General features: G+C 74.9%; 19 protein-coding genes. 14 read left to right on the forward strand and 5 right to left on the reverse strand.

The features are described from left to right. The 3 genes from DEF28_RS12030 to DEF28_RS12040 form a co-directional block, all read right to left on the reverse strand. Window positions 1-4,770, reverse strand: a 4,770-nt coding sequence (locus DEF28_RS12030; RefSeq protein ID WP_114446141.1) for a non-ribosomal peptide synthetase, incomplete at its 3' end; no start/stop codon positions are given. Between the two features lie 168 nt (window positions 4,771-4,938). Continuing rightward, complete coding sequence (locus DEF28_RS12035; protein ID WP_114397097.1) at window positions 4,939-6,294, reverse strand: serine hydrolase domain-containing protein; 1,356 nt, start codon at window positions 6,292-6,294, stop codon at window positions 4,939-4,941. A 1,001-nt stretch (window positions 6,295-7,295) separates the two neighbouring features. After that, window positions 7,296-8,033: a phosphatase PAP2 family protein gene (locus DEF28_RS12040; RefSeq protein WP_233515250.1), complete on the reverse strand. Its 738-nt coding sequence runs from the start codon at window positions 8,031-8,033 to the stop codon at window positions 7,296-7,298. Window positions 8,034-8,701: 668 nt separating this feature from the next. On the opposite strand from DEF28_RS12040, the gene DEF28_RS12045 reads away from it, so the two are divergent. The 8 genes from DEF28_RS12045 to DEF28_RS12080 all read left to right on the forward strand — a co-directional run bounded on the left by DEF28_RS12045 (window position 8,702) and on the right by DEF28_RS12080 (window position 17,551). Further along, window positions 8,702-9,379: a GntR family transcriptional regulator gene (locus tag DEF28_RS12045; RefSeq protein ID WP_199493242.1), complete on the forward strand. Its 678-nt coding sequence runs from the start codon at window positions 8,702-8,704 to the stop codon at window positions 9,377-9,379. A gap of 275 nt (window positions 9,380-9,654) precedes the next feature. After that, window positions 9,655-10,758, forward strand: coding sequence for a pyruvate dehydrogenase (acetyl-transferring) E1 component subunit alpha (gene pdhA, locus DEF28_RS12050; RefSeq protein WP_114397099.1), 1,104 nt, complete (start codon window positions 9,655-9,657; stop codon window positions 10,756-10,758). Window positions 10,759-10,774: 16 nt separating this feature from the next. Then, window positions 10,775-11,773 carry an alpha-ketoacid dehydrogenase subunit beta gene (locus tag DEF28_RS12055; protein ID WP_114397100.1) on the forward strand — a complete coding sequence of 333 codons (999 nt, stop codon included), beginning with the start codon at window positions 10,775-10,777 and terminating at the stop codon, window positions 11,771-11,773. Between the two features lie 17 nt (window positions 11,774-11,790). Further along, a complete protein-coding gene (locus tag DEF28_RS12060; RefSeq protein WP_114397121.1) occupies window positions 11,791-13,050 on the forward strand; it encodes a dihydrolipoamide acetyltransferase family protein in 1,260 nt (419 codons plus the stop codon). A gap of 189 nt (window positions 13,051-13,239) precedes the next feature. Further along, window positions 13,240-13,854 (forward strand): GNAT family N-acetyltransferase, encoded by a 615-nt coding sequence (locus DEF28_RS12065; protein WP_114397101.1) that lies wholly within the window; start codon window positions 13,240-13,242, stop codon window positions 13,852-13,854. A 215-nt stretch (window positions 13,855-14,069) separates the two neighbouring features. Next, window positions 14,070-16,022, forward strand: a complete 1,953-nt coding sequence (locus DEF28_RS12070; RefSeq protein ID WP_233515251.1) for an ABC transporter ATP-binding protein — start codon at window positions 14,070-14,072, stop codon at window positions 16,020-16,022. 161 nt (window positions 16,023-16,183) lie between these two features. Then, complete coding sequence (locus DEF28_RS12075; RefSeq protein WP_114397102.1) at window positions 16,184-16,699, forward strand: NUDIX hydrolase; 516 nt, start codon at window positions 16,184-16,186, stop codon at window positions 16,697-16,699. 240 nt (window positions 16,700-16,939) lie between these two features. Further along, window positions 16,940-17,551 carry an HXXEE domain-containing protein gene (locus tag DEF28_RS12080; RefSeq protein WP_181874254.1) on the forward strand — a complete coding sequence of 204 codons (612 nt, stop codon included), beginning with the start codon at window positions 16,940-16,942 and terminating at the stop codon, window positions 17,549-17,551. Here the strand turns inward: DEF28_RS12080 and DEF28_RS12085 are convergent. Both DEF28_RS12085 and DEF28_RS12090 read right to left on the reverse strand, forming a co-directional pair. Further along, a complete protein-coding gene (locus DEF28_RS12085) occupies window positions 17,502-18,152 on the reverse strand; it encodes a hypothetical protein (RefSeq protein ID WP_114397103.1) in 651 nt (216 codons plus the stop codon). The genes DEF28_RS12080 and DEF28_RS12085 overlap by 50 nt on opposite strands. Next, on the reverse strand, window positions 18,149-18,712 hold the full coding sequence (locus DEF28_RS12090; RefSeq protein WP_114397104.1) for an NADAR family protein: 564 nt from the start codon (window positions 18,710-18,712) through the stop codon (window positions 18,149-18,151). The genes DEF28_RS12085 and DEF28_RS12090 overlap by 4 nt, the downstream gene beginning before the upstream one ends. Window positions 18,713-18,857: 145 nt before the next feature. Between DEF28_RS12090 and DEF28_RS12095 the strand changes: the two genes are divergently transcribed. From DEF28_RS12095 to DEF28_RS12120, 6 genes are all read left to right on the forward strand, one after another. Next, on the forward strand, window positions 18,858-20,660 hold the full coding sequence (locus DEF28_RS12095; RefSeq protein ID WP_114397105.1) for a S9 family peptidase: 1,803 nt from the start codon (window positions 18,858-18,860) through the stop codon (window positions 20,658-20,660). Window positions 20,661-20,662: 2 nt separating this feature from the next. Then, window positions 20,663-21,385 (forward strand): GntR family transcriptional regulator, encoded by a 723-nt coding sequence (locus tag DEF28_RS12100; protein WP_114397106.1) that lies wholly within the window; start codon window positions 20,663-20,665, stop codon window positions 21,383-21,385. Between the two features lie 179 nt (window positions 21,386-21,564). Next, window positions 21,565-22,371, forward strand: a complete 807-nt coding sequence (locus DEF28_RS12105) for an ABC-2 family transporter permease (protein ID WP_114397107.1) — start codon at window positions 21,565-21,567, stop codon at window positions 22,369-22,371. After that, the gene (locus tag DEF28_RS12110; RefSeq protein WP_114397108.1) at window positions 22,372-23,094 is read left to right on the forward strand and encodes an ABC transporter ATP-binding protein; all 723 of its coding nucleotides are present in this window, start codon (window positions 22,372-22,374) and stop codon (window positions 23,092-23,094) included. It abuts the gene before it with no gap. Between the two features lie 163 nt (window positions 23,095-23,257). Further along, window positions 23,258-23,794 carry an RNA polymerase sigma factor gene (locus tag DEF28_RS12115; RefSeq protein ID WP_114397109.1) on the forward strand — a complete coding sequence of 179 codons (537 nt, stop codon included), beginning with the start codon at window positions 23,258-23,260 and terminating at the stop codon, window positions 23,792-23,794. A gap of 5 nt (window positions 23,795-23,799) precedes the next feature. After that, window positions 23,800-24,699: a hypothetical protein gene (locus DEF28_RS12120; protein ID WP_114397124.1), complete on the forward strand. Its 900-nt coding sequence runs from the start codon at window positions 23,800-23,802 to the stop codon at window positions 24,697-24,699. Window positions 24,700-25,074 lie beyond the last annotated feature (375 nt).

Raw genomic sequence — 25,074 nt, forward strand, 5'->3', positions numbered from 1 at the left:
GTTGTCGTGCACGCCGACGCGCTCGACCCCCAGCACCTCGGCGAAGACCCCCGCCAGCACCCGCTCCGCCTCGGTACGCGGCGCGACGTGGCGCACCGCGTCGTCGGCGCCCTCCTCCGGGGCCGGGAGCGCGCGCCGGTCGACCTTCCCGTTGGCGGTCACCGGCATGGCGTCCAGCCGGACCAGCACCGCCGGCACCAGGTACTCCGGCAGCGTCTCGGCGAGCCGGGCGCGGACCGCGGCGGGGTCGGTGTCCGGCGCGTCGGCGACCAGGTAGCCGACCAGCCGGTGACCGCCGGACGCGGCCGGGCGCACCAGGACGGCGGCCTCGGCGACCCCGGGCTGGCGCAGCAGCGCGGCCTCCACCTCACCGGGCTCGATCCGGAAGCCGCGGATCTTCACCTGCGCGTCGGCCCGGCCGACGAACTCCAACTGGCCGTCAGCTCTCCAGCGCACCAGGTCCCCGGTCCGGTACAGCCGCTCCCCCGAACCCGACGGGTCCGCGACGAACCGCTCGGCGGTCGCGTCCGGCCGCCGCCAATAGCCGCGGGCCACGCCCGCGCCTCCGACGTAGAGCTCGCCGACCACCCCGGCCGGGACCGCCCGCAGCAGCCCGTCCAGCACCAGCACCCGCATGCCGTCCAGCGGACCGCCGATCGGCGGGACCCCCGCGAGCGCGGCCTCGTCGAGGTCGGCGCAGGTGGCGAAGGTGGTCGTCTCGGTCGGGCCGTACCCGTTGGCCACGCGGGTGTCCGGGCAGGCGGCGAGCACGTGGCGGACCGCGTTCGGGTTCGCCGCCTCCCCACCGGTCAGCACCTCGCGGAGCCCCGCGAAGCACCCCGGCTCCTCGTGGGCGAACAGGTTGAACAGCGAGGCGGTCAGGAAGGCGCCGGTGACGGCGTGCTCGGCGACCACGGCCGCGAACGCCCGGGCGTCCAGCCGCCCGGGCGGTGCGACGACCACGGTGCCGCCGGACAGCAGCGGCGCCCAGATCTCGTAGGTGGCGGCGTCGAAGGCGTGCGACGAGTGGAAGAGCACCCGGTCGTGCCGGCCGCCCCGCCACCGGCGGTCGGCGGCGAGCGCGGTGACGTCGCCGTGCGTGACGGCCACCCCCTTGGGAGCGCCACTCGACCCCGAGGTGAACATGACGTAGGCCAGGCGGCGCGGGTCCGGGCCGGCGGCGTCCGCGGCGGCACCGACCACCGCGGGGGCCGCGCCGGCGGGCCGGCCGCGCTCGTCCAGGACCACGGTCGGCCGCTGCCCGCCGGCGGGCAGCCGGCCGGCCGAGGCGGTGTCGGTGAGGACGCACGCCGCGTCCGTCTCGGCGACCAGCCGGCCGATCCGCTCGGCCGGATCGCCGGGGTGCGCCGGCACGTAGCAGCCGCCGGCGCGCAGCACCGCGAGCATCGCGACCACGACGTGCGCGCCCCGCTCCAGGACCAGCACCACGGGCGACTCGGCGCGCACCCCGTGGGCACGCAGCCGGGCGGCCAGCGCGCGGGCGCGCTCGTCGAGCTCCGCGTAGGTCAGTTCGCCGTCCGGCCCCGCCAGCGCGCACGCGTCCGGGGTCGCCGCGACCTGCTGCGCGAACCGGTCCGTGATCGCCACGGGCGGGGCCGCCGGGCCACCCCGGCCGCTCCTGCGCAGCAGCTCGCGTTCCGCGGCGGGCAGCAGGTCGAGTTCGGCCAGCCGGCGCTCGGGGTCGGCGACCGCCAGCGCGACGAGTTCCAGCAGCGCGTCGGCGAGGCGGGCGATCCGGTCGGCCGCGAAGAGGTCGGTGTTGTACTCGATCGCCACCCGCAGGCCGCCGTCGCGCTCCTGGAACTCGAAGACGAGGTCGAACAGCGACGACGTCCGGGGCAGCACCACCTCCTCGACGGCCAGCCCGTCCAGCTCGAACCGCCCGCTGTGCGCGTTCTGCAGCACGACCATCGCCTGGAAGAGCGGGGTGCGGCTGGGGTCGCGCTCGGTGACCAGTTCCTCGACCAGCCGGTCGAACGGAACCTCGTTGTCGAACGCCTCCCGCACGGTGCCGCGCACGCCGGCGAGGAACGCGGCGACGGTGGCGGAGCGCTCCAGCACCAACCGGACCACCACCGGGTTGACGAAGAAGCCCACCAGGTCCTCGGTCTGGCGGTGGTAGCGCCCGGCGGAGGCCACCCCCACGGCGACGTCGCGGCTGCCCGACGCGGTGGCGAGCAGCAGCTGGGTGAGGGCGGTGAGCGTCACGAACAGCGTGCCGCCGTAGCGGCCCCCGAGCTCCCGCAGCGCGGCGGTGTCGGGTGCCGGCACCGTGCGGCGGTGCACGGCGCCGGCGGTCGTGCGGACCGGAGGGCGGGGATGGTCGGTCGGGAGCTCCAGCGGACGCACCCCGGCCAGCCGCTCCGCCCAGAAGTCGAGCCGGTCCCGCAGCCGGGGACCGGACCAGTGCCCGTCCTCCCACACCGCGAAGTCGGCGTAGCGCACCGGCAGGTCGGGCAGCGGTCCGGCGCCGGACCCGCTCTCGGCGCGGTACAGCGCGGCGAGGTCGCGGACCAGGACGTCCAGCGACCAGCCGTCGCTCACGATGTGGTGCGCGCTCAGCACCAGCACGTGCTCCTCGGCGGCGAGCCGGACCAGCAGCGCCCGGAACAGCGGTCCCCGCTCCAGGTCGAACGGCCGCTCCGCCTCGGCCGACAGCAGGGCGCCGAGCTCCGGTTCGCGGGCCACCGGGTCGAGGGCGCTCAGGTCCGCCTCGGTGAGGTCCACCCGCGCGTCGGCCGCGTCGCCGACCCGCTGCACCGGCGCGCCGTCCACCTCGTGGAAGGTGGTCCGCAGGCTCTCGTGCCGGAGGAGCAGCCCGTGCAGGGCGGCCGCCAGCGCGGCTGCCGACAGCGGGCCGCGCAGCCGGTACCCGCTCCCGGTGTAGTACTCGGTACCGCCGGTCTCGTACCGGTCCAGGAACCACAGTCGGCGCTGGGCGGAGGAGAGCGGCGCGGGACGGTCCGGGTCGGCGGGCGGGATCGCCCCGGCGCCGCCGGTGAGCCCGTGGGCGGCCAGGCCCGCGACGGTGGGGTGCGCGAACAGGGCGCGCCGGTCCGCGGCCGCGCCCAGGCGGGCCTCGATCCGGGAGAGGACGCGGGCGGCGAGGATCGAGTCGCCGCCGAGCTCGAAGAAGTCCGCGTGGATCCCGACCCGGGGCACGCCCAGCGCCGCCGCGAACTCCTCGGCGATGGCGTGCTCGGTCGCGTCGCGGGGGGCGGAGTGGGGCTCCGCCGGGGCGGCGGCCTCCGGGGCGGGCAGCGCCGCCCGGTCGATCTTGCCGTTGACGGTGGTGGGCAGCGCGTCGAGCAGGACGGCCGCCGAGGGCACCATGTAGCCGGGCAGGGTCCGGCCGAGGGCGGCCCGGACGCCGGCGGGGGCGAGGCCGGCGCCGGGCGACGGCACGACGTAGGCCACCAGCCGCGGGCGGCCCGGGCGGTCCTCGCGCAGCACCACCGCCGCGTGCCGCACGCCGGGCAGCGCGGTGAGGGCCGCCTCGACCTCGCCCGGTTCGATCCGGTGGCCGCGCAGCTTGACCTGCTGGTCGGTCCGCCCGGCGAACTCCGGCTCGCCGTCGGGCCGCACCCGCGCCCGGTCGCCGGTCCGGTACATCCGGGCGCCCGGCGGCCCGAACGGGTCGGCGACGAACCGCTCCGCGGTCAGGCCCGGCCGCCGCCAGTACCCGCGGGCCAGTCCGGCTCCGCCCACGTACAGCTCACCGACCCCGCCGGGCCCGACCGGGCGCAGCCCGGCGTCCAGGACGTACACCGCGGTACCGTCGACCGCCCGGCCCAGCGGCGGGGTCCCGCCGCCGGACAGCGGAGCGCTCATCGTGGCGCAGACGGTGGTCTCCGTCGGCCCGTACCCGTTGAGGAGCACGCGGCCGCGGGACCAGGTGTCCGCGAGTTCGCCGGGGCACGCCTCGCCGGCGACCATCATCGTGCCCAGGTCGGGGAGGTCCGCGCCGGGCAGGCCCGGCAGCACGGCCGGCGGCAGGACGGCGTGCGTGACGCGGTGCTCGCGCAGGGTGCGCGCGAGGGCGTCGCCGAGCAGCCGTTCGCGGGGCGGCACCACCAGGGCGGCGCCGTTGAGCAGCGCCATGCAGAGCTCGAAGACCGCGGCGTCGAACCCGGGCGAGGCGAACTGCAGCACGCGGGAGTCCGGCCGCACCCGCATGCGCTCGCGCTGCGTCCGGGCGAGGTCGGCGACGCCGCGGTGCGGCACCACGACGCCCTTCGGGCGTCCCGTCGACCCCGAGGTGTAGATCAGGTAGGCGGCGTCGTCCGGTCCGAGGTCCGCGCGGACCGGGCGGGCGGCGGTGTCGTCCGCCCGCTCGACCGGGATGCGCCGGACGCCCTCGGGTGGCGCGTCGAGCAGGCGGCCCTGGGCGAGCAGGAGCCGGGCACCGGAGTCGGCGAGCATGTACTCCAGCCGCCGCCTCGGATGCGCGGGGTCCAGCGGCAGGTACACGCCGCCGGCCCGCATGACGGCGAGCGGCGCGACGACCGATTCCGCGCCCCGGTGCACGCAGACCCCGACGAAGGCGCCCCGCGTGATCCCGCTCTCGACGAGGACCACGGCCAGCCGGTCCACCCGGTCGCGCAGCTCCGCGTAGCTCAGCGTCCCCGACTCCGTCACCAGCGCCGTCCCCTCCGGCCCGGCGAGCACCCGCTCGTCGAACAGGTCCGGCACCGGCCGCGCCGCGCCGGGGACGGCGTCGCTCCGCTCGGCTTCGTGGGCAGCACGCACGTTGGCTCCTTCTCGGGGTCAGGACTGGGGCGGCGGTGGGATCCGCCGGTCGCGCGGCGGCCCGGCGGCGGGAACGCGGGGAGCACCAGCGCGAGGCCGGGCAGGCGGGCGCGAGACCGCTCCGCGCCGGGGCCCGGGCGGCGGCCGAGGCGGCCCGTGGGGTCGCGGTCAGGCCGCGCGCCGGACGGCGGCTCCGGCGCGGCGCAGCGTCCGGCCGTTGTACTGCAGGGCGCCGGGCAGGAACCGGCCGGTGAACGCCGTTCCCGGGGCAGCGTCGCCGCCGTCGGCGGCGGCGGGGCGGACGGTGAAGGCGAGGTCGGCGCCGACCGTCAGCGCCCCGGAGAAGCCGTTGGAGACGTCGAACCGGAGGCCGCCCCGGGCGTCCGGGGCGACCCGGACCGCGATGTCGCCGTTGGCGTAGGCGCCGGCGAACCGTTCGACGGCGCACGGCGGCCGCCCGCTCGGTACGGGCTGGTGGTAGTGCCCGACGCGCAGTCCGGCGTTGTGGAGCTCCACGACCAGGTCCTCCCACATCGCCAGCCCGCTGGTGGCGTTGGTGGTGAGCGCCACCGCGGTCCGGCCGGCGGGGTGCACCCGGACGTTGCAGGTGCCGCCGTCGAGCGTGCCGTCATGGCCGAGCCACACGGTGTCGCCCGCCCGGTAGCGGCCCCAGCCGGCACCCCAGCCGTCGGCCAGGCCGAACGGGACGGCCGCGGGAACGGCGCGGGCCATCTCCGCCAGCACCTCGGGCGCGGCGATGTCGGCGGCCAGGGCCGCGTCGTCCTCGGTCATGAAGGCGCGTGCGAAGTCCACCAGGTCGCCGGCGCCGCCCGCGAGGCCGCCGGCGGCGGCGAGGGTCGGCTCCACGTGGAAGTCCACCGGCGCCACCCGCCCGGTCCGGGCTTCCACCGTGTGGCCGCTCACCGTCGCCGGCCGGGCGCCGGGCCGGCGGGCGTCGTACACGAAGGCCAGGCGCAGACCGGTGGGCGCCGCCAGGTACCCCTCCAGCGCCTCCCACCAGTCGAGGCCGGTGAGCACCTCGACGAGATGGGCCGCGACCGCGTAGCCGGTGTTGGAGTAGGAGAACGCGGTGCCGGGCGCGCCGACCGGCTCCTGCCGCAGCACGGAGTCGAAGTGCCGGCGCAGCGAGGTTCCGCGCAGCGGCTCGCCCGCGTGGTCGGAGACCAGGCCCGCCGTGTGGCTGAGCAGCTGCCGCGCCGTCGCCGCGGCCAGCGGATGGTGCGGCGCGATCCTCCGCGCGCCGAGGTGCTCGCCGATCGGCCGGTCGAGGTCGAGCTCGCCCTCCTCCACCAGCTGCATGGCCAGGGCGGCGGTGAAGACCTTGCTGACGGATCCGAACGCGAACCGGGAGCGGGGCGAGACGGGTTCCGGGCTCTCGACGCGCTCCACGCCGTGGCACAGCTCGAACCGTTCACCCTCGCGGTAGATCGCGAGCTGCGCTCCCGGAACGCGGTGCCGGCAGGCCAGCTTCGCCAGCACGTCGGCCACGTGACCTCGGTCCATCGCTCTCCCCCTCCGGCGCGTGCGTCGGCGACGACCCGGTGCGCGCGTCCTGCTCTCCCTCCAGCGGTACAGCCCGCTCTAGGTGCGGGGTAGAGCTGGCTGTACCTCTGTTGGAGGCTTCCGGATATTGCGGGGAATCCGCAACTGTATCCGGCGCAGGCCGAAAACCACGGACGTTTACCCCGATCACTCGTCGAACCGGTACCTCGTACGAGAAAATCCGTTATATCGGCGACGCAATGGCGAGAACTCTCCACGGATCCGCATTTCCCCCGCACGCCTTGCCGAAAATGACAGAACGGGCTTTTCCCCCGATTTCAAGAGCAGTGCGGTCGACCGCTGTCCGGACTGCCCGGCCGCGCGGCCGGCGTGGACGGGACGAGTCACCGCAGGTACCGGCGCGTCCGCGCGGAAGGCGCGGCAGGCACCGGGCGGGCCCGCGCCGCCGCGCGGGTCCGAACACCTCCGGGGCACGCGGCCCCGTGGCCGCTGTCGGCCGCGTCGCGTGCGGGCGAATACCTGACTTCCCGACCGCGCCTCTGATAGCGCCGCCGCCATTAACCACCGGTTCGCACATGACCGTTCCATGGCGCTTTCCGACCGCGGTCCTTCGGCGGTTCGGCGGTCCCCGCATTCCGCGCCCGTGTCCCTGGAATCCCTCCGGGGCCGGCCATCGGGACGGCGTGGCGCGCCCGGCGGCGCGTCCGCGGAGCCACGCCCGAGGCCGCGCGGGCGGGCGGACGCACCGCCGCTCCGGCACCGCCGGGCGGGCCCCCAGAGGGCGCCCGGCCGACGGGCGCCGGCCCCCGCCGGGGCGGGGCTGCCGAGCGGCAGGCGGGCGCCTCCGGAGGCGGTACGGCGGCCGCGGGCCGGTGCGGCCCGTCCCTGTCGTCCGGCGCCGCGGCGCCGGCGACCACGCCCCCATGACGGCGGCGGCCGCCGCCCGAAAAAAAATCGGTGCGACGGCCGCCGTAGGGACCGGAAAGAGGGAATCGGTCGTGTTATCGTTTTCCGGCCAGGAAACGTTCGCGTTCTCGGCCGGACCACAATTCGCGGCCCCGCCATGGCCACCATGTTGCGGTCCGCCCCTCGGGGATCATCCGGTCCAGCCGGATCATGAGCCGCAAGGCGAGTCCACCGGCGATCATCCCGGCCACCAGGTCGGTGAACCAGTGAAAGTGCAGGAATGCGGAGACCGCCGACTGGATGATGGCGATCGAGACGATGGCGTAGGCCAGCCTGCGGATGATGTGCGGGCGCGCTGCACGGTACCGGATGATGAGGAACAGCACGAGGCCGTAGATGCAGATGGCGTTGGCTCCGTGGCCCGACGGGAACGACACCCCGCCGTTGTCGGAGAAGAACGAGGGGTCCAGGGTCCGCGGGTGGTTGCGCGCCAGGAGCAGCTTCATCGACGCGACCAGGCAGATCATGCCGAAGACGCCAGACGCGCCGAGGATGATCGGGCGCCATGAGCGGTGCCAGTAGGCGAGCTGGAACGCGACGAGGGTGAGCACCGGCAGCGCCACGAACCGCGAGGCGATCGTGTCCGGCCAGAGGATGAGGAAGACCCGCACCTCCGACCAGTAGGGCCGCGGAAGGGTGTTGATCAGGTTGTCGATCGGATGCAGCGGCCCGGCCGCGAGCACCGTCATGGTGATCAACGCCACAGCGAGGCCGATGGCGATCTTGTCCGACGCCAGCCCCCAGATGATCTCGCCCCAGCTGGGCCAGGTCACCGTCGGTGCCGGGCGGCGTGAGCCGGCGAGACGGCCCGGGGAGCGCCTTCGGCGCTCGATCCCGCCGTCGCCGGCGACTCTGTGGAGGTACGAGGGAATCCCGGCCCGATAAGGCGGCTTCGGCCGGATCCGCAATGTGTGCATCATGTGCTCAGTGCTGTCTCACGAGGTGTGGGCTGGCCTGCGGCACGGTCGTGCGTAAGGGGGACGGGCTCGCCGCTGGATCTGGTTGTCGGGTCGTGGTCGGGCGGACGCGCCGGGTGACGCGCCCGGTGCAGCCGGGAATCGGGGGTTCCGAGTGCCGACGCGAGGCCCGCCGCCGGGGGGCGACGAGGGTGACCGCGGCGGACCGCGGGGCCTCTCACCACGGATCCGTCGACCCCTCGGGGGCGGGTCGTCAGGCCGCGGCGGCCAGTTTTCAGAACATTTCCGACAGGAGAGCATAGCGCCCCGCGGTGTCACCGCATGCGAAGCCCCATTGAATACGATCGTCCTACCTCGCGCTTTGCCCACGGGTAAGGCGGCGAGCGCGGATTGTTCACCATGGTGGCACCCCGGCGTCCCGTGTCAACACACATCCGCACCGCGCGTCCGCTCGGCGTGCCGGCCGTGTGGCACCCTCTCTGAGGGGCTGACGCCCGCCCCGAGCACCAAGAGAAAGGCCGTTGATGGTCGACCTCCCTGAGAGGCCGGAAGACACCTCGCGATTGGCCCGCAACCCACTGCGGGAGCAGATCCGGCGCGTCCTCGTCGACGGGCTGCTCTCCGGGCGGTGGCAGCCGGGCGAGCGCATCGTCGAGCGGCGTGTCGCGGCGGAACTCAACGTGAGCCAGGCGCCGGTGCGGGAGGCGCTGCGCGAACTGGAGACACTGCGGCTGATCGAGTCGGTTCCGAACAAGGGAGCCCGCGTCCGGGACTTCGGAGTCGCGGACATGGCGGAGATCTACCCCGTGCGGGCCGGGTTGGAACTGGTGGCGGCCGAGTTGGCCGCCGACCGGCTCGCCGACGACATCCGGCCGCTGGAGCGCGAGGTGGAGGCGCTGCGGCGGGCCACGGCCGTCGGCGACGTCGAGGAGCAGATCCGGCACAGCGTGGAGTTCCACCGCGAGATCGTCCGCGCCGCCGACAACAGCGTGCTGCTGCACACCTGGGAGTCGCTGGGGGTGGAGGTCTGGACGGCGCTCTCGGTCCGCTGGCTGCACATGGAGCTGCACGCCAAGGCCGCCGACCACCGCCAGATCACCGAGGCGTTCCGGCGGCGCGACCCGCAGGCCGGGCGGATGCTCAGCGACCACGTGCTCAACTACGTCGAGGCGGCACTGAAGTCGCGCGACGCGGTGGGATAGCGTGGCGGCGCGCCGGGCGATCATGCCCGCGGCGCCCCTGGCCATACCGTACGAATAGTCGTGGATGTCCCCTAAAGTCGTATTGATCGATCATCGATCAGTACGTAGAGTGTGCGCGACGAACGTCACACCGCACAGCCACTCTCGCGCGCCCGCCGTTGAGCCCGGCGCCGGCGCGGGGTCCATGGCCGCCCGTATCCGTGGGGCCGTTGACCCGGTCTGCTCCGAGCCCACCGGCCCGGAGCCGGCCGCCACGCACGTAGAAAGGCACCAGCATGGCTGACACGGCCAAGCCGAAGGGCGGCGGCACCGCCAGGAGTACGGGCGGCCGCCGGCGGAGCCGGAAGGACGCGGCGCCGAGCATCGCCGACGAGCAGCCGAAGACGCTGCTGGAGTACTACCGGCAGATGCTGCTGATCCGCCGGTTCGAGGAGCGGACCGCGCAGGCCTACACCCAGGCCCGGATCGGTGGTTACTGCCACCTGAACCTGGGTGAGGAGGCCACCATCGTCGGCCTCATGACCGCGCTCCAGGAGCGCGACTACCTCTTCACCAACTACCGCGAGCACGGCTACGCGATCGGCAAGGGCATCCACCCGCGGCGCGTCATGGCCGAGCTGTACGGCCGCAGCACCGGCGTGTCCAAGGGCTGGGGCGGCTCCATGCACATGTTCGACACCGAGACCCGGATGCTCGGCGGCTACGGCATCGTGGGCGGGCAGCTCCCGCTGGCCACCGGCGCGGCGCTCGCCGTGTCCTACCGGGGCGGCGACGAGGTCGTCATGTGCCAGATGGGCGACGGCACCACCAACATCGGCGCCTGGCACGAGTCGCTGAACATCGCCTCGCTGTGGAACCTGCCGGTCGTCTTCGTGGTGATCAACAACTACACCGGCATGGGCACCACCGTGGAGAAGTCCTCCGCCGAGCCGGAGCTGTACAAGCGCGGCTCCGCGTTCCGCATCGAGGGCGTCCGGGTGGACGGCCAGGACGTGCTCGCGGTGCGCGACGCGGCGACCGACCTGGTGGAGCGCGCCCGTTCCGAGCAGCGCCCCTTCCTGCTGGAGGCGATGAGCCACCGGATGAAGGGCCACTCGGTCGTGGACCCGGCCAAGTACCGGACCCCCGAACAGGTCGAGGAGGCCAAGGCCAACGACCCGGTCGCGTCGTTCGAGTCCCAGCTGCTGGAGGCCGGCGTGCTGACCGAGGAGCTGAAGCAGGAGATCGCCGACTCCGTACGCGACGAGGTGACCGACGCCGCGGACTTCGCCGAGAACAGCCCGCACCCGGACGTCGCCACCCTCTTCGACTACACCTACGCCACCCCCGTGGCGAACGAGTCGCGTCGCATGCCCGCCGACCCGGTGTTCGCCGACTAGATAAGGAGCGGGAATCTTGTCTGTGATCACCTACCGTCAGGCGCTGCGCGACACGCTTCGCGCGGAGATGCACCGCGACGAGAACGTCTTCCTCCTGGGCGAGGAGATCGGCGTCTTCGAGGGCTCCTACAAGATCACGGAGGGGCTGCTCAAGGAGTTCGGCGAGCGCCGGGTCCGCGACACCCCGATCGCCGAGGAGGGCTTCGTGGGCGCCGCGGTGGGCGCGGCCATGCTCGGTCTGCGGCCCGTCGTCGAGCTGATGACGATCAACTTCTCCCTGATCGCCATCGACCAGATCATCAACCACGCCGCGAAGATCTACGGCATGTTCGGCGGCCAGACCAGCGTTCCCATGGTCATCCGCACACCCGGCGGCGGCGGCCAGCAGCTGGGCGCCACGCACTCCCAGAACATCGAACTGTTCTACTCCTTCATCCCCGGGCTGAAGGTGCTCGCCCCGAGCACCCCGGCGGAGGCCGCGTCCATGCTGCGGGCCGCCATCCGCGACGACGACCCGGTGCTGTTCCTGGAGAACCTCGGCCTGTACAACACCAAGGGCGAGGTCCCCGACGGTGACGACACCGTCGCCGAGATCGGCCGGGCGGCCGTGACCCGCGAGGGCACCGACATCACGCTGATCGGCTACTCCCGGATGGCCATGGTGGCCAGCCAGGTGGCGGAGAAGCTGGCCGAGGAGGGCATCAGCGTCGAGGTCGTCGACCTGCGCAGTCTCCGTCCGCTGGACCGTGAGACGATCGTGGAGTCGGTACGCAAGACCGGCTGCGCGGTGGTCGCCGAGGACGACTGGCTGACCTACGGCATCGGCGCCGAGATCGCCGCCTCCATCCAGGAGGGCGCCTTCGACTGGCTGGACGCCCCGGTACGCCGGGTCGCCATGGCCGAGGTGCCCATGCCGTACGCCAAGCCGCTGGAGACGGCCGCCCTGCCGTCGCCGGAGTCGCTGATCACCGCCGTCCACGAAACCCTCCGCGCCGTCGGTCGGCGGGTCGGGTGAAGGGGAAGAACACCACGATGACTGAGATCCACATGCCGCGCCTCTCCGACACCATGGAGGAGGGGGTCATCAGCTCCTGGCAGAAGCAGGTCGGCGACAAGGTGTCCCCCGGTGACGTCCTGGTCGAGATCGAGACCGACAAGGCCGTCATGGAGTACGAGGCGTACGAGGAGGGCTTCCTCGTCAAGCAGTCGGTCAAGGAGGGCGACACGGTCCCCATCGGCGCCGTGATCGGCGTCCTGGGCGCCTCTCCCGACGCCGCCCCGGAGGAGTCCGGTGGCGCGGCCCCCGCGCCGGCCGAGCCCGCGGAGGCCCCCGCCGCCGAGGCGGCGGAGGCTGCGGAGCCCGCCGAAGCGCCCGCGCCCGCGGAGCCCGCGACCGCCGAGGCCGGCGCCCCGCGCACCCGCACCTCCCCGCTGGCCCGGCGGCTGGCCAAGGAGTACGGCCTGGACATCGACCAGATCGAGGGGTCGGGCCCGAAGGGCCGGGTGGTACGCGCCGACATCGAGGCCGCCGCCAAGCAGCGCGAGACGCGGCCGGCCGCGGCGCAGCCGGCGCCCGCCGCGCAGCCCGCGTTCGACGACGGCCGCGACTCCGAGGAAGTCGCGATCAACAATGTCCGCAAGGTCATCGCCCGCCGACTGGTGCAGAGCAAGCAGGAGGTCCCGCACTTCTACCTGCGGCGCACCATCGACGCCGAGGCACTCAAGGCGTTCCGCGTCCAGGTCAACGAGCAGCTCGCGAGCACCGGCGGCAAGGTCAGCGTCAACGACCTCATCGTCAAGGCGGTCGCCACCGTGCTGCGCCGCCACCCGGCGGTCAACTCGTCGTGGGTGGACGACAAGCTGCTCCGGCACAACCGGATCAACGTCGGCATCGCCGTGGCGGTCGACACGGGTCTCGTGGTCCCCGTCCTGCACGACACCGACAAGACCCCGCTGTCGGAGATCGCGCGGCGCTCCCGCGAGCTGGCCGGCAAGGCGCGCGACGGCAAGCTGAAGCCGCAGGAGATGAGCGGCGGTACGTTCAGCGTCAGCAACCTGGGCATGCTGGGCGTCGACAGCTTCGCCGCCGTCATCAACCCGCCGGAGGCCGCCATCCTCGCCGTCGGCGCCATGCGGCAGGTGCCGGTGGTCCGCGACGGTGAGATCGTCGCCCGGCACACCATCGCCCTGGAGCTGTCCGTCGACCACCGCGCGATCGACGGTGCGGTCGGCGCCGAGTTCCTGAAGGACCTGGCCGAGGTCCTGGAAGAGCCGATGCGCATCATCCTGTAGTCCGACACCCGAATGCCCGCGCCCCGGCCGCCGGGGCGCGGGCATTCGGCCGTTCCTGGGCAGGGCGCGGCGCCGGCCGGGCACGCTGCCCGCCCCGGCGTCGTTGGACGCACGGGCCCGCGGTCGGGGCCGGGGTCCCCGGCACGACCGTCCTCTGACCACGGGCCGCCTCGACCGAGAAGGGATTCCATGACCGACCACCACCCGTCCGGCCCGACCGTCGAGGTGCGGCCCGCCGCGCCGGAGGACACACCCGCGGTCGCCGAGAGCCTGGCGGACGCGTTCGCCGACTACAGCTGGACACGCTGGGCGCTACCGGACGACGACTACCACACGCGGCTGCGGGCGATGCAGCTGTACTTCCTCGACCACGTCGGGCTGCCGCACGGCCGGGTCTGGGTGACGGACGACCTCGCCGCGGCGGCGGTGTGGACCTGTCCCGACACCGAGGTGCCGGCGGAGGTGTTCACCGCTCCGGAGCTCACCGGGCTCTACGGCGACCGGGCAGCGCCCGTGGGGCGCGCGGACGCGCTGCTCGCTCCGCACCGCCCCACCGAGCCGTGCTGGTTCCTGGCCACCGTCGGCGTCCGCCGGGCCGCCCAGGGGCACGGGCTCGGCGGCCGGGTCATCGCCGCCGGGCTGCGCGCCGCGGACGAGAGCGGCCGCCCGGCGTTCCTGGAGACCTCCGAGCCGCGCAACGTGCGGTTCTACCAGCGGCTCGGCTTCACGGTCACGGCCGAGGTCCGGCTGCCGGACGACGCACCTGTCACCTGGTGCATGCTCCGCGAACCCCGGGACAGGTAACCGGGCCGGGCGGCGCGCCCGGAGCGGCCCGCGGCCGGGCGTCCCCGGTCACGGGCCGCTCCGCGTTCGATGTTCCACGTGAAACCACGCGCCGGCCCGACCGGTGCCGGACAGCTGGAAGCTGGAGTTCCACCCGGCCGTTCCCCTCTCCCGTTGTCACTCCTCCGACGCACGATCGAGGCACCGTTGACTCCCCGACGTGTCAGGAGGACACCGTGCGGCTGTGGCCTGTCCGCCGGAAGCACACCCCCGCCGACCCCGACGCTGGCTCCCCCGCGGGCACGGCGCCGCCGGCCCTCGCCCGGCGGTGGTGGCAGAAGTACGACGAGGAGGTGGCCGCGGCCCGCTGGTGGCGGGTCGCCGGCCGGCTGCCCGCCCTGGTCGGGCAGGCACTCCGCCTGGCGTGGCGGGCCAGCCGGACCGACACGGCGGCGACCGTCGCCCTCAACCTGCTCGCCGGAGTCTGCACCGCCGCGGCCCTGGTGGCCACCGCCGGGGTCCTGGAGCAGCTGTTCGCGGCCGGCCCCACTCCCGACCGCGTCCGCGCCGCGGTACCCGCGCTGCTGCTCGTCGCCGGAGCAGCGCTGCTGCGCGGCGCCCTCTCGGCCGCCGCCGGCTGGTCCCAGGCCCGCCTCGCCCCACACGTCGAACGGATGGCCGAGCTGCGGCTGCTCCGCCTGGCCGCCGAGATCGACCTAGCGGCGTTCGACGACCCCGAGTTCCACGACGCGCTGTACCGCGCGAGCTCCCGGGGCATCGAGGAAGCCAAGGCCGTGGTCGCCCGGTCGGTCGACGTACTCACCGGGCTGGTGGGGCTGGTGGCGGCGGCCGGCGTGCTGACCGTGCTGCACCCGGTGCTGCTGCCGCTCCTGGTGTGCGCGGTGCTCCCGGAGGGCTGGGCTGCGTCGGAGGCGGCGCGGATGCGGCACGCCCTGCTGATGGCCATGACGGAGAAGCGGCGGCGGAAGTGGCTGCTCTCCGACCTGCTGACGGACCGGCGCACCGCGGCCGAGGTCCGCTCCTTCACCATGCGGGACCGGCTGCTGGCCGACTTCGACCAGGTCGCCCGCACCGAGCGCGACGCCCAGCTCGCGCTCGCCCGCCGGCAGACCGGTGTCCGGCTGCTCGGCGACGCCGCGGGCGGGCTCGCCACCGCCGGGGTCTACACGGTCCTGGGGCTCCTGCTGGCCGCCGGTGCGATGCCGCTGGCGGTCGCCGGTACCGCCGTGCTCGCCATCCGCACCGGCCGGTCCGCGCTGTCGCAGACCGTCATGGGGATGAACCAGTGCTACGAGTCCGGCTTGTACTTCGAGGACTACCTGGAGTTCTGCGCGACCGCCGCCGCCCATCTGCCGCCGGACGCGCCGTCCCCGGCCCCGGCCGGGTTCGAGCGGATCACGGTCGAGAACGCGGTCTTCCGCTATCCGGGCAAGGACACTCCCGCGCTGGACGACGTGTCCGTCGTCCTGCGGCGCGGCGAGGTGGTCGCGCTCGTGGGGGAGAACGGCTCGGGCAAGACCACGCTGGCCAAGCTGCTGGCCGGCCTGTACACGCCGCAGCGCGGCCGTGTCCGCTGGGACGGGGTCGACCTCGCCGCGGTGGACACGCACCAGTTGCGCCAGCGCATCGCTGTCGTGGGGCAGGACCACACGCACTGGCCGATGTCCGCCCGGCGCAACGTCGTGATGAGCGCGCCGGACGACGACGAGCGGCTCCGGCGGGCGGCCGCGGTGGCCGACGCCCAAGCCGTGGTGGACGAGCTGCCGCACGGGTGGGACACCTTGCTGGACCGGAGGTTCGCCGACGGCCACGAGCTGTCCGGCGGCCAGTGGCAGCGCGTCGCCGCCGCCCGAGGGTTCTACCGGGACGCCCCGCTGCTCGTCTGCGATGAGCCGACCGCGGCCCTGGACGCGCGCGCCGAGCACCGGCTCTTCGAGTCGATCCGCGCGCACGCGGGTGCGGCCGACCGCACGGTGGTGCTCATCACGCACCGCCTGGCCTCCGTCCGGCTGGCCGACCGGATCTACGTGCTTGATCACGGCCATGTGGTGGAACAGGGCACACACGAGCAGCTGATGCGCCAGGGTGGGCACTACGCGGGTCTGTACACGCTGCAGGCGAACGCCTACCGGGACGGGCGGACGACCGATCTGGAGGCGACGCCCTGACCTGGGTGTCCGCCATGCCGCCACCCCCGGGTGGCGCCGCGCCCGCCCCGCGCGGCCGCCACGGCGCTGGCGCTCGCGCCGGAGGGCACCGGCCCCGCCGGCGCGGCCCCCGCGGCCCGACAACCGATCGACAATCCACCACGGAACCTGGAGACGACTCAATGACGATCGCCGCCAACCAGCCGACCGAGACCGACCTCATCATGGCCGCCGTGGCCATCGTGCCCGGTCCGGACGACACCGTGACGTTCGTCCTGCAGAACTGCGGCTCCTACGCGGGCCACTGGCTGCTCCCCGGCGGACACGTCGACCCGGGCGAGACGGCGGAGGACGCCGCCCGCCGCGAGGCGGCCGAGGAGGCCGGTGTCGTGGTCGGCGAGCTGGCCCCGGTGGGCGTCTACGACATCCGGGGCGAGCACGCCGGCGAACCGTACGCGTTCCGGCTGCACGTCTTCCGCGCCCTGGAGCCGTGCGTGATCCCGCCGGACTTCGTCATGGACCCCATGGAGGTGTCCGACATCGGGCAGATGCGGCCGAGCGAGCTGCTGCCGCACCCCACGGACATGCGGATCCTCAACGACGCCGGGTACGGCGACTACGACCCGGAGCTGATCGAGCGGCTGCTGGCGGCCGACGGCGTCCGGATGGACTACCAGGGCGTCACGATGGCCCTGTGATCCGCCGCCGCTGGCCGTGGCCGCACGGCCAGCGGCGCCCTCCGGCAGCGCGCCCGCGGCGAGGCGGCGAACGGCGATGTGACGGCCAGCGCGGGGCCCGGTCCGCCGCGAGCGCGCTTCGGCCGGCGGCGTACGCTCGGGACACCGTACGACGTCGCCTCGCCCGACCGGGCCGCTGCCCGTACACCGATCGGGCGGCGACCGCCTCATCTGCAGGCGCGGATCCACGAAGGACCCCTCATGACCGGCCGTGTCCCGTCCCCGTCCGTTCCTCCCGCCGTACCCGCCGCGGTGACCTGGGGCCTGTTCGCCGCCTGGGCCGTGCACGACACCGAGGAGCTGCTCACCATGTCCCGGTGGGGCCGGAGCGCGCGGCGGCGCCTGGCCGCGCGCCATCCCGAGGTGCCCGAGTTCGTGTGGCGGGCGCTCGACCGGCCGCAGACGCACGTCAACGTCGCCATCGGGCTCGTGGGCGCCGTCATGGCGGCGGCCGCCGCCGACGGCGCACGCACCGGCGGGCGCAGCGGCTTCTACCAGGCCGCACTCCTGGGGTTCGGCGGCCACGCGGCGACCCACCTCGCCCAGGCCGTCGCGGTGCGCGGCTACACCCCCGGGCTCCTCACCACGCCGCTGGTGGTGGTCCCGTACTCGCTGTGGGCCTGGCTCCGGCTGCGGAGGGCCGGGGTGGCGGGCGCGGGCGGTCGACTCGGCTGGGCCTCGGCCGCCCTGCTGCCGGTCACCCTGGGAGCGGCGCACGGGATAGCGGCGGCGGTGACCAGGGGGCGCGGCCGCGCCCGGGGCATCACAGCAGCCGCAGGCCGATCCGCAGGTCCCGGTCGATCCGGCCCGTGAGCGCGTCGGCCAGCTCGGGGACCACGTCGGCGGCCCAGGTCCGCACGGCGAGGCGGAATCCGCACAGGTCAGCGTGCACCGCGCGCAGCAGCCGCCGGACCTCGGCCGATGGCAGCCGCACATGCCCGCCCACCGGAGACTCCCCGCGACCGCCGTCCGGCCAGATGCGCACCTCGTCGCCGACCACCGCCACCCGCGGGCCGGGGTCGTGCCCCAGCCACGGCTCGCCGCCGTCAGGCACCGCCAGCCACTCGCGCCAGTCCTCCAGGCCGCAGCAGCACCCCGGACGGACCCAGGTGCCGAACACGCGGTCGACGACCTCGATCCCGCCGGGCACGGCGAGCCGGTCCGTTTCCAGGAGCGCCACCACCGCGGAGCGCGGTCCGGCGGTGAACGGGTCCCCCGGCCCGGCAGTCCCCTCGGCCAGCTGGTACACCGCCAGGCCCACCTCGTCCGCCGGCATTCCGGCACGCGGCCGGAGAAAGCCGTCGGCGGGCGGGGGCGCGGTGGGCCACGGCGCGTCCCCGGCCGGGACCACCGCCTCGATCACCGGCCGCAGGACGACGGCGCCCCCGCTGCCGTCGCCCGGCGCGCCGGTCACCGCCGCGCGAGCTCCGCACGCGCCCGCATGAGCGCGAAACCGAGCAGGTTCTCCCCTTGCCAGGCGTGCGGGTCGGCGGCACGCTCGTCGTCGGCCGCCAGCCCGATGCCCCAGACCTGGTCCACCGGACTCGCCTCGACCAGCACCCGGTTCCCGCTGCCGATCAGGTACTCGCCCAGGTCGGGGTGCTGGCCGAACTTCTCGACTGATCCGCGCACGACGATGCCGAACCGGCTCGCCCGCCACACCGCCTCGTCGAAACCGCGGACCCGGCGCCCCAGCGCCTTGGCGGCCCTCGGGTGCGGGGCCGCGACGATCCGCGCGGCCGTCTCGGTGTCGCCGAACAGCCGGGCCTTTTCCGCCATCATCCAGTGCTCGGCGGTCGGATACACCGTCCCGGCCACGGCGAACGGCGCCGGCCACCACTGGCTCAGGCATCCGGCCCCGGCGGAGCCGTCGCGCGTGGGCCGGTGCCCCCAGAAGAAGAGGTACTTCAGCCGGTCGCCGCGCGCCGACCGTTCGCGCAGCTCCTCGATCGTCATCGGCGGCATATCCCCCATGGGGCCATTGTGATGATCCGGGGAGACGATCGGCCACTGGTTTTCCGCCGGAGCGGGCCGCGACGTGCCGATCCGGCCGGGAGTGGCCAAGCAGACTCCGCAGTTCGCCCCCATACGGTGCGAACCCGCTGCTTTACTGGAGATCATGGGCGAGCGTTGGCAGGATCGGTTCCGTGCGGCCAGGATGAGTCTCCCGTCGTGGGCCCGGGACGCCCCGGATCACTCGCTGTTCCGCAGCAACGCCAGCGGCACCTGGGAGATCTACGCCTGGGAGCGGGCCAGCGGTGAGCAGCGCCAGGTCACCAAGCGGCACCAGGGCACGATGTCCGGCACCCTCGACCCGACCGGCGCCTGGATCTGGTGGTTCGACGACACCGACGGCGACGAGTTCGGCGTGTGGCGCCGGCAGCCGTTCGCGGGCGGCGACGACGAGGAGGCCGTCCCCGGACTCCCGCCGTCCTACGCCGGCGGGCTCGCGCTCGGCGCGTCCGGCAGGTCACTCGTGGGCCGGTCCACCGACGACGGGTTCAGCGTGCACGCGGCCACCGCGGGCCCGGGCGGCAGCGCACCGGCCGTCGTCTACCGGCACCGCCAGGAGGGCTGGCTCGCCGACCTGTCCCGGGACGAGACGCTGTTCGCCATCGCGCACAGCGAGCACGGCGACAGCCGGCACATGGCCGTGCGGGTGCTGCGCCTCGACCCCGACGGCGGCGCCACCGGCATCGCCGACCTCTGGGACGGCCCGAAGCTCGGCCTGACCCCCGTCGCCTTCGCGCCGCACGACCACCGGCTGCTCGTCCTGCACGAGCGCCGCGGCCGCACCGAGCCCCTCATCTGGGACCCCGCCACCGGCACCGAGCAGGAGATCGCGCTCGACCTGCCCGGCGAGCTGTCCGCCGGCTGGTACCCCGACGGAGACGCGCTACTCGTCTCCCAGGACCACCAGGCGCGGTCCCAGCTGTACCGCTACGACCTCGCCACCGGCGGGCTCGTGTCACTGGACGTCCCGCCCGGGCTGGTGTCGGCGGCCGCGGCCCGCCCGGACGGCGCCGTGGAGTACTCGTGGTCGAGCTCCGCCCGGCCGCCGGTCATCCGCGACACGACCGGCGCCGTAGTCGCCACCCCTCCGGGCGCGATCGCCCCCGGTTCGGTGCCGGTGACCGACGCGGCCGTCACCGGCCCCGGCGGCGACATCCACGCGCTGATCAGCACCCCGGAGCACGGCACCGCCCCCTATCCGGCGGTCTTCGTGGTGCACGGCGGGCCGCAGGCCCAGGACTTCGACTCCTTCGCCCCGGACGTCGCCGCGTGGGTGGACCACGGATTCGCCGTGGTGCGGGTCAACTACCGCGGGTCCACCGGCTACGGCAGCGCGTGGCGCGACGCCCTGGAGGGGCGGGTCGGGCTCACCGAGCTGGAGGACATCAAGGCCGTCCGCGACTGGGCGGTACGCACCGGTCTGGCCGACCCGGACCGGCTGGTGCTGGAGGGCGGCTCCTGGGGCGGCTACCTGACGCTGCTCGGCATCGGCCTGTACCCCGACGACTGGACCGCCGGCATCGCGGCCGTCCCGGTCGCCGACTACGTGGCCGCCTACGAGGACGAGATGGAGGCGCTGCGCGCCTTCGACCGCTCCCTCTTCGGCGGGTCGCCGGAGGAGGTACCCGACCTCTACCGGCGGTCGTCGCCGATCAGCTACGTCGACCAGGTCAGCGCGCCGGTCCTCGTCCTCGCGGGCGAGAACGACCCGCGCTGCCCGATCCGGCAGATCGACAACTATGTCGCCCGGCTCGCCGAACTCGGCAAGCCGCACGAGGTCTACCGGTTCGACGCCGGCCACGGCTCCTTCGTGGTCGAGGAGCGTATCCGGCACATGGCCGCCGAGCTCGACTTCGCGCTCAGAAGCACCGGAGTCCAGGTGAAGGGATCGCCCCCCGAACGCACCTGACCGTGGGCGGGCAACCACGCTACCTGTGGGTGGCGGACCTGCTGCGCAAGCCCATCCTCAGCGGGGAGCTCCCGGCCGGCAGCCGGCTGCCGTCGCGCGCCCAGCTCGCGCGGCACTACGACGTCAGCGAGCAGGTGTCCCGGCATGCGCTGCGGCTGCTGGTCACCGAGGGGCTGGTCGAGAGCCGCCCGGGATCCGGGTACTACGTGCGCGGTGCCCGGGAGTCCGTCCGGTTCCCGCGCACCGACCGCTCGTCCGGCTCCGGCGTGCGCCCGCTGGACGAGGAGTACATCGGTACGGTGACCATGCCCGCGTGCGACCAGCTGGCCCGCCGCCTGCTGATCCGGGAGGGCGAGCCGCTCTACCGCACCCGCTACGTCGGCCGGGCCGACGGCGCGCCCGTCGCGGTGCACTCCTCCTGGGAGCCGACGCTGCTCACCCACAACACCACCCGCACGCCCGGCGACGCCCGGCCGGACACCAGCGTGCTGGAGCGGCTGTCCGGCGCGGGCGTCATCGTGGACCGGGTGGTCGAAGAGGTGTCGGTCCGTCCGCTGCGCGAGCCCGAGGCCGAGCTGCTGCAGACGACACCCGGCCTGACGGTCCTGGTCGTGGAGCGCACGCACTTCACCGGCCAGCGCCCGGTCGAGACCTCCGACCTCGTGGCTTCCGTGGACCGCTGCCGGCTGCTGTACCGGCTCAGCCTGTCCCGGAGCCAGCGGTAGCGGCCGCCTGACGGCGGCGGGCGGCCTGCCCCGGCCGGCCCGGCGCCGCCGCGCCGGGGGCCAGGTCCCGCCCGGGCGGGACGCCGCGCAGAACTTCTTCCGCGCCGAACCGAACCGCTCGGCGCTTCGCCGCTACGTACTCCTCGACACACCGGTTCTCCGAGTCGAGGAGTCGTTCGATGACAGGTACCCGAGCCGTCCGGAGCCCCCGCGCCGCGGCGCGCGACGATCCGCCGCCCACGGTGGTCGTCCGCACGGAGCTCGCCCGGCTGCGGTACGGGTTCCCCCTCTGGTACACGCTGGCCGCACCGGTCGTCCTCGTGCTCCCGCTCGGCGCGGTCGCCGCGGGGTCGCCCGAGGGCCAGGCCGGGCTGCTGTGGGAGACGTGGCGCTCCGTCGTCCTGATGTTCTGGGGCGTGCTCGCGCCGATGGGCAGCGCGCTCTACGCCGGCCTGGCGGTGCGCCAGGACCAGGACGCGCGGCGGCTGCTGTACGGCTACGCCTTCCCCCGGCACCGCCTGCTGCTCGGCCGGTTCGCCGCGCTGGCGCTGCTGGGCATGGCGCAGGCCCTTCTGCTCGGCGCGCTGCTCGCCGGGCTGGGCGTGCTGCTCGGCGCGCCCGGAGGCGCCGCCGCCGCGGTGGCGGCGGGCGTCGTGCTGACGTGGCTGGCCGGCCTCGGCGCCCTCGCGCTGTGCCTGCTCGTCGCGGAGATGTGGGGCTTCACCGCCACGATGTGCGTCGGGATCGCGGGGATGATGTTCGGCGCGCTGCTGGCCGACAAGAGCGTCTGGTGGGCGATTCCGCTGGCCTGGCCGATGCGGGTCGTGGTGCCGATCGCCGACATCCACGCCAGCGGGGTGCCGCTGCCGCCGGGGGACCCGTTGTCGGACGCGGGCGTCGTCCCGGTCGCCCTCGCCATGTCATTCGTCCTCGCCGCGGTGCTGCTCGGTACGGCGTCCCGGCACGTCAACCGGAAGGAGCTGTAGATGGGCACGGCACTGCGGGTGCGGGCGCTGCGCAAGCGGATGGGGCGCCACCAGGCGCTGGACGGAGTGGACCTGCGGGTCGAGACCGGCGAGGTCTACGGCCTGCTGGGGCCCAACGGGGCGGGGAAGACCACCCTCATGAAGATCATCGCCGGTCTGGCCCGCGCGGGCTCCGGCGAGGTGGAGCTGTTCGGCCGCCCGTTCGAACGCGGCGCGCTGCGCGACGTCGGCGCACTGGTGGTGGGGCCCGGGTTGTGGTCGCGGATGAACGCCGTCCAGCACCTGCGCCTGCACGCCCGGCTGCGCGGAGTCGACGGGTACGCGGCGGACGCGGTCCCCGAGCTGCTGCGCACGGTCGGTCTGGAGGGAGTGGCCGAGCGCCGGGTGTCGGCGTACTCACTGGGGATGCGGTGGCGGCTGGGCATCGCGATCGCGCTGCTCGCCCGCCCCCGGCTGCTGGTGCTGGACGAGCCCACCAACGGCCTGGACCCGGTGGGTATGCGTGACATGCGCGAGCTGCTGCGCCGGCTCGCCGGCGAGGGCGTCACCGTGTTCGTGTCCAGCCACCAGCTCGACCAGATCGCGCACACATGCGACCGGATCGGCGTGCTCGTGGCCGGCGCGACCCGCTACGAGGGCCCGTTGGACGGCCTCGCGGTGGACGGCGACCTCGAGCAGGGGTTCTTCGACCTGCTGGACCGCACATCCGCGGCCGTACGCTGAGGAGCGGCACGCGTTGCCGCTGGTCAGCCCGATGGCAGGTGGCCCGCCGCGCGGCCGGCGGCCCCTTCGCGGCCCCTTCGCGGCCACGTGGCGGACCCGGCTGGACAGGAGGACGACATGACGGTACCGCCCACCCGGACGGCCGTCCGCGGGATCCGGCGCCGTGCGTACTGACGACGACCTGCTGGCGGCGGTGGCGGCGGGCGACCAGGACGCGCTGCGCGCCCTGTACGACGGCCACGCCGCCGCGATGCTGCGGCTGCTGCGCCGGCTCACGTCCGATCGGGGCGTCGCCGAGGAGATCCTGCAGGAGACGTGGCTGGCGGTGTGGCGTTCGGCCGACCGGTTCCGCGGCGAGGCGTCGGTGCGGGGCTGGCTGCTCGGCGTCGCCCGCCGGCAGGCCCACAACCGGCTGCGCCGGTCCGAGCCGCCCGCCATCGACGTGGCCGAGGCGCCCGAGCCGGCCGACCTCGGAGCCGACGTCGAGGCGCGCGTCCTGGCCGCGGCCGGCCACGACGAGATCATGGCGGCGATCCGCGAACTGCCGCCGCGGCTGCGCGAGGTCGTCGTGCTCGCGCTGGTGGAGGAGCTGCCCTACCGGGACGTCGCCGAGGTCCTGGGCGTGCCGGTCGGCACGGTGAAGAGCCGCATGTCCGGCGCCCGGGCGCGGCTGGCGCGTTCGCTGACGAAAGGCCGGTGACGGAGATGAGCCATCTCGACGAGGAGCGGATCCAGGCCGCGGCGCGGGCGCGGCGGGCTGGCGGGAGGGCCGCGGACGAGGAGCACCTCGCCGCCTGCGCGGCCTGCCGGGAGCGGGTCGCGGCCCTGCGTGCCGTGGCGGCCGCCGCGGCGGCGGTCGACGCCGCGGAGACGGAGGCCGGGACACTGACCGTTCCCTCCTTCGACGCGCTGGTGCTGCCGGGGCTGCGCGGCGCGCCGGCGGCCGCCCCCCTGCCTCCCGCGCCGAGGGCGGCCTGGCGGCTGACGCTGGAGCTGGTCGCGCGGCAGGCCCGCCTGGTGCCCGGGGCCCTGTGGCCGCTGACCGCGCTGGGCTTCGCGGCGGTACTGCTGCTGGCGTGGCGAGCCGGTCCGGTCGTCGGGTCACTCGTCCTGGGCCCGGGCGTGACCCTGCTGGTGACCCTGGGCGCACTCGCGGTCTGCGAGCCGCGCCGCGACCCGCGCCGCGAGGTGCTCGCCGCGATACCGATCCCGCCGGTGGCTGTCTGGCTGGCCCGGCTGGCGTTCGTACTGGGGATCGACCTCGTCGCGGCGACCGCCGCGTCACTGCTGCTCGGCGCGCTCGACCGCGCGGCCGGCCCGCTCCCCCTGGTCGGAGCGTGGCTGGGCCCGGCCCTGCTCTCGGCGGGCCTCGCGGTGTTCGGTTCGGTCTGGCGCTCTCCGGCGCTCGGCGCGACGCTCGCCCTGACCGCCTGGGCGGCCGGCACGGTGGCGGCCCTCGGCGGGCTGGCGGACGGTGTCGGGCACGGGCTGGCGGCGGTGTGGGCGACCAACCCGGCGACCCTCGCCCTCGCCTGTGCGCTGTTCGCCGCGGCCGCGTGGCTGGTCAGCCGCCCCGCCCGCACGCTGCCGGAGGGTCCGCTGTGACGGGTCCCGCCCACCGCGCCGGACGCCGCGTGGGAAATCCGGGTCCGGAGGGCGTGGCCAGGGTGATGTCCGAGCACGGCCGTCCGCCCACGGTGGGAGAGCGGCGGTCCTCGGCGGCCCGCCGGGTTCCCGGAGCGCGGCCCGGGGGCCGCCCACCGTGGCACGGACACGCGGACGTCCGTTCCCGCCCCGGAGCCGCCAGCCGCCATGCCTTGGCCGGTCAGGTACCGCGGAGCCCGGCCCGAGCCGGGTGCCGAGGGCCGCGGGAGCCGTCGAACCCGCCCTGCGGGCGGACGCGCCCGCCCACGGGCCGGGCACGCGGTGTGCCGTGGACGCCGACCGCACTCCACGCATCCGCCCGTGGCCGGGCCGCGC

It is taken from the genome of Marinitenerispora sediminis (genome assembly GCF_003336425.1).
Lineage (GTDB): Bacteria > Actinomycetota > Actinomycetes > Streptosporangiales > Streptosporangiaceae > Marinitenerispora > Marinitenerispora sediminis.

What these genes read in the sequence shown, in the direction of transcription:
- DEF28_RS12035 (WP_114397097.1), bottom strand. Translation starts at nt 6,294, where the DNA reads ATGGACCGAGGTCACGTGGCCGACGTGCTGGCGAAGCTGGCCTGCCGG.
- DEF28_RS12045 (WP_199493242.1), top strand. Translation starts at nt 8,702, where the DNA reads ATGGTCGACCTCCCTGAGAGGCCGGAAGACACCTCGCGATTGGCCCGC.
- pdhA (WP_114397099.1), top strand. Translation starts at nt 9,655, where the DNA reads ATGGCTGACACGGCCAAGCCGAAGGGCGGCGGCACCGCCAGGAGTACG.
- DEF28_RS12060 (WP_114397121.1), top strand. Translation starts at nt 11,791, where the DNA reads ATGACTGAGATCCACATGCCGCGCCTCTCCGACACCATGGAGGAGGGG.
- DEF28_RS12065 (WP_114397101.1), top strand. Translation starts at nt 13,240, where the DNA reads ATGACCGACCACCACCCGTCCGGCCCGACCGTCGAGGTGCGGCCCGCC.
- DEF28_RS12075 (WP_114397102.1), top strand. Translation starts at nt 16,184, where the DNA reads ATGACGATCGCCGCCAACCAGCCGACCGAGACCGACCTCATCATGGCC.
- DEF28_RS12080 (WP_181874254.1), top strand. Translation starts at nt 16,940, where the DNA reads ATGACCGGCCGTGTCCCGTCCCCGTCCGTTCCTCCCGCCGTACCCGCC.
- DEF28_RS12090 (WP_114397104.1), bottom strand. Translation starts at nt 18,712, where the DNA reads ATGGGGGATATGCCGCCGATGACGATCGAGGAGCTGCGCGAACGGTCG.
- DEF28_RS12095 (WP_114397105.1), top strand. Translation starts at nt 18,858, where the DNA reads ATGGGCGAGCGTTGGCAGGATCGGTTCCGTGCGGCCAGGATGAGTCTC.
- DEF28_RS12105 (WP_114397107.1), top strand. Translation starts at nt 21,565, where the DNA reads ATGACAGGTACCCGAGCCGTCCGGAGCCCCCGCGCCGCGGCGCGCGAC.
- DEF28_RS12110 (WP_114397108.1), top strand. Translation starts at nt 22,372, where the DNA reads ATGGGCACGGCACTGCGGGTGCGGGCGCTGCGCAAGCGGATGGGGCGC.
- DEF28_RS12120 (WP_114397124.1), top strand. Translation starts at nt 23,800, where the DNA reads ATGAGCCATCTCGACGAGGAGCGGATCCAGGCCGCGGCGCGGGCGCGG.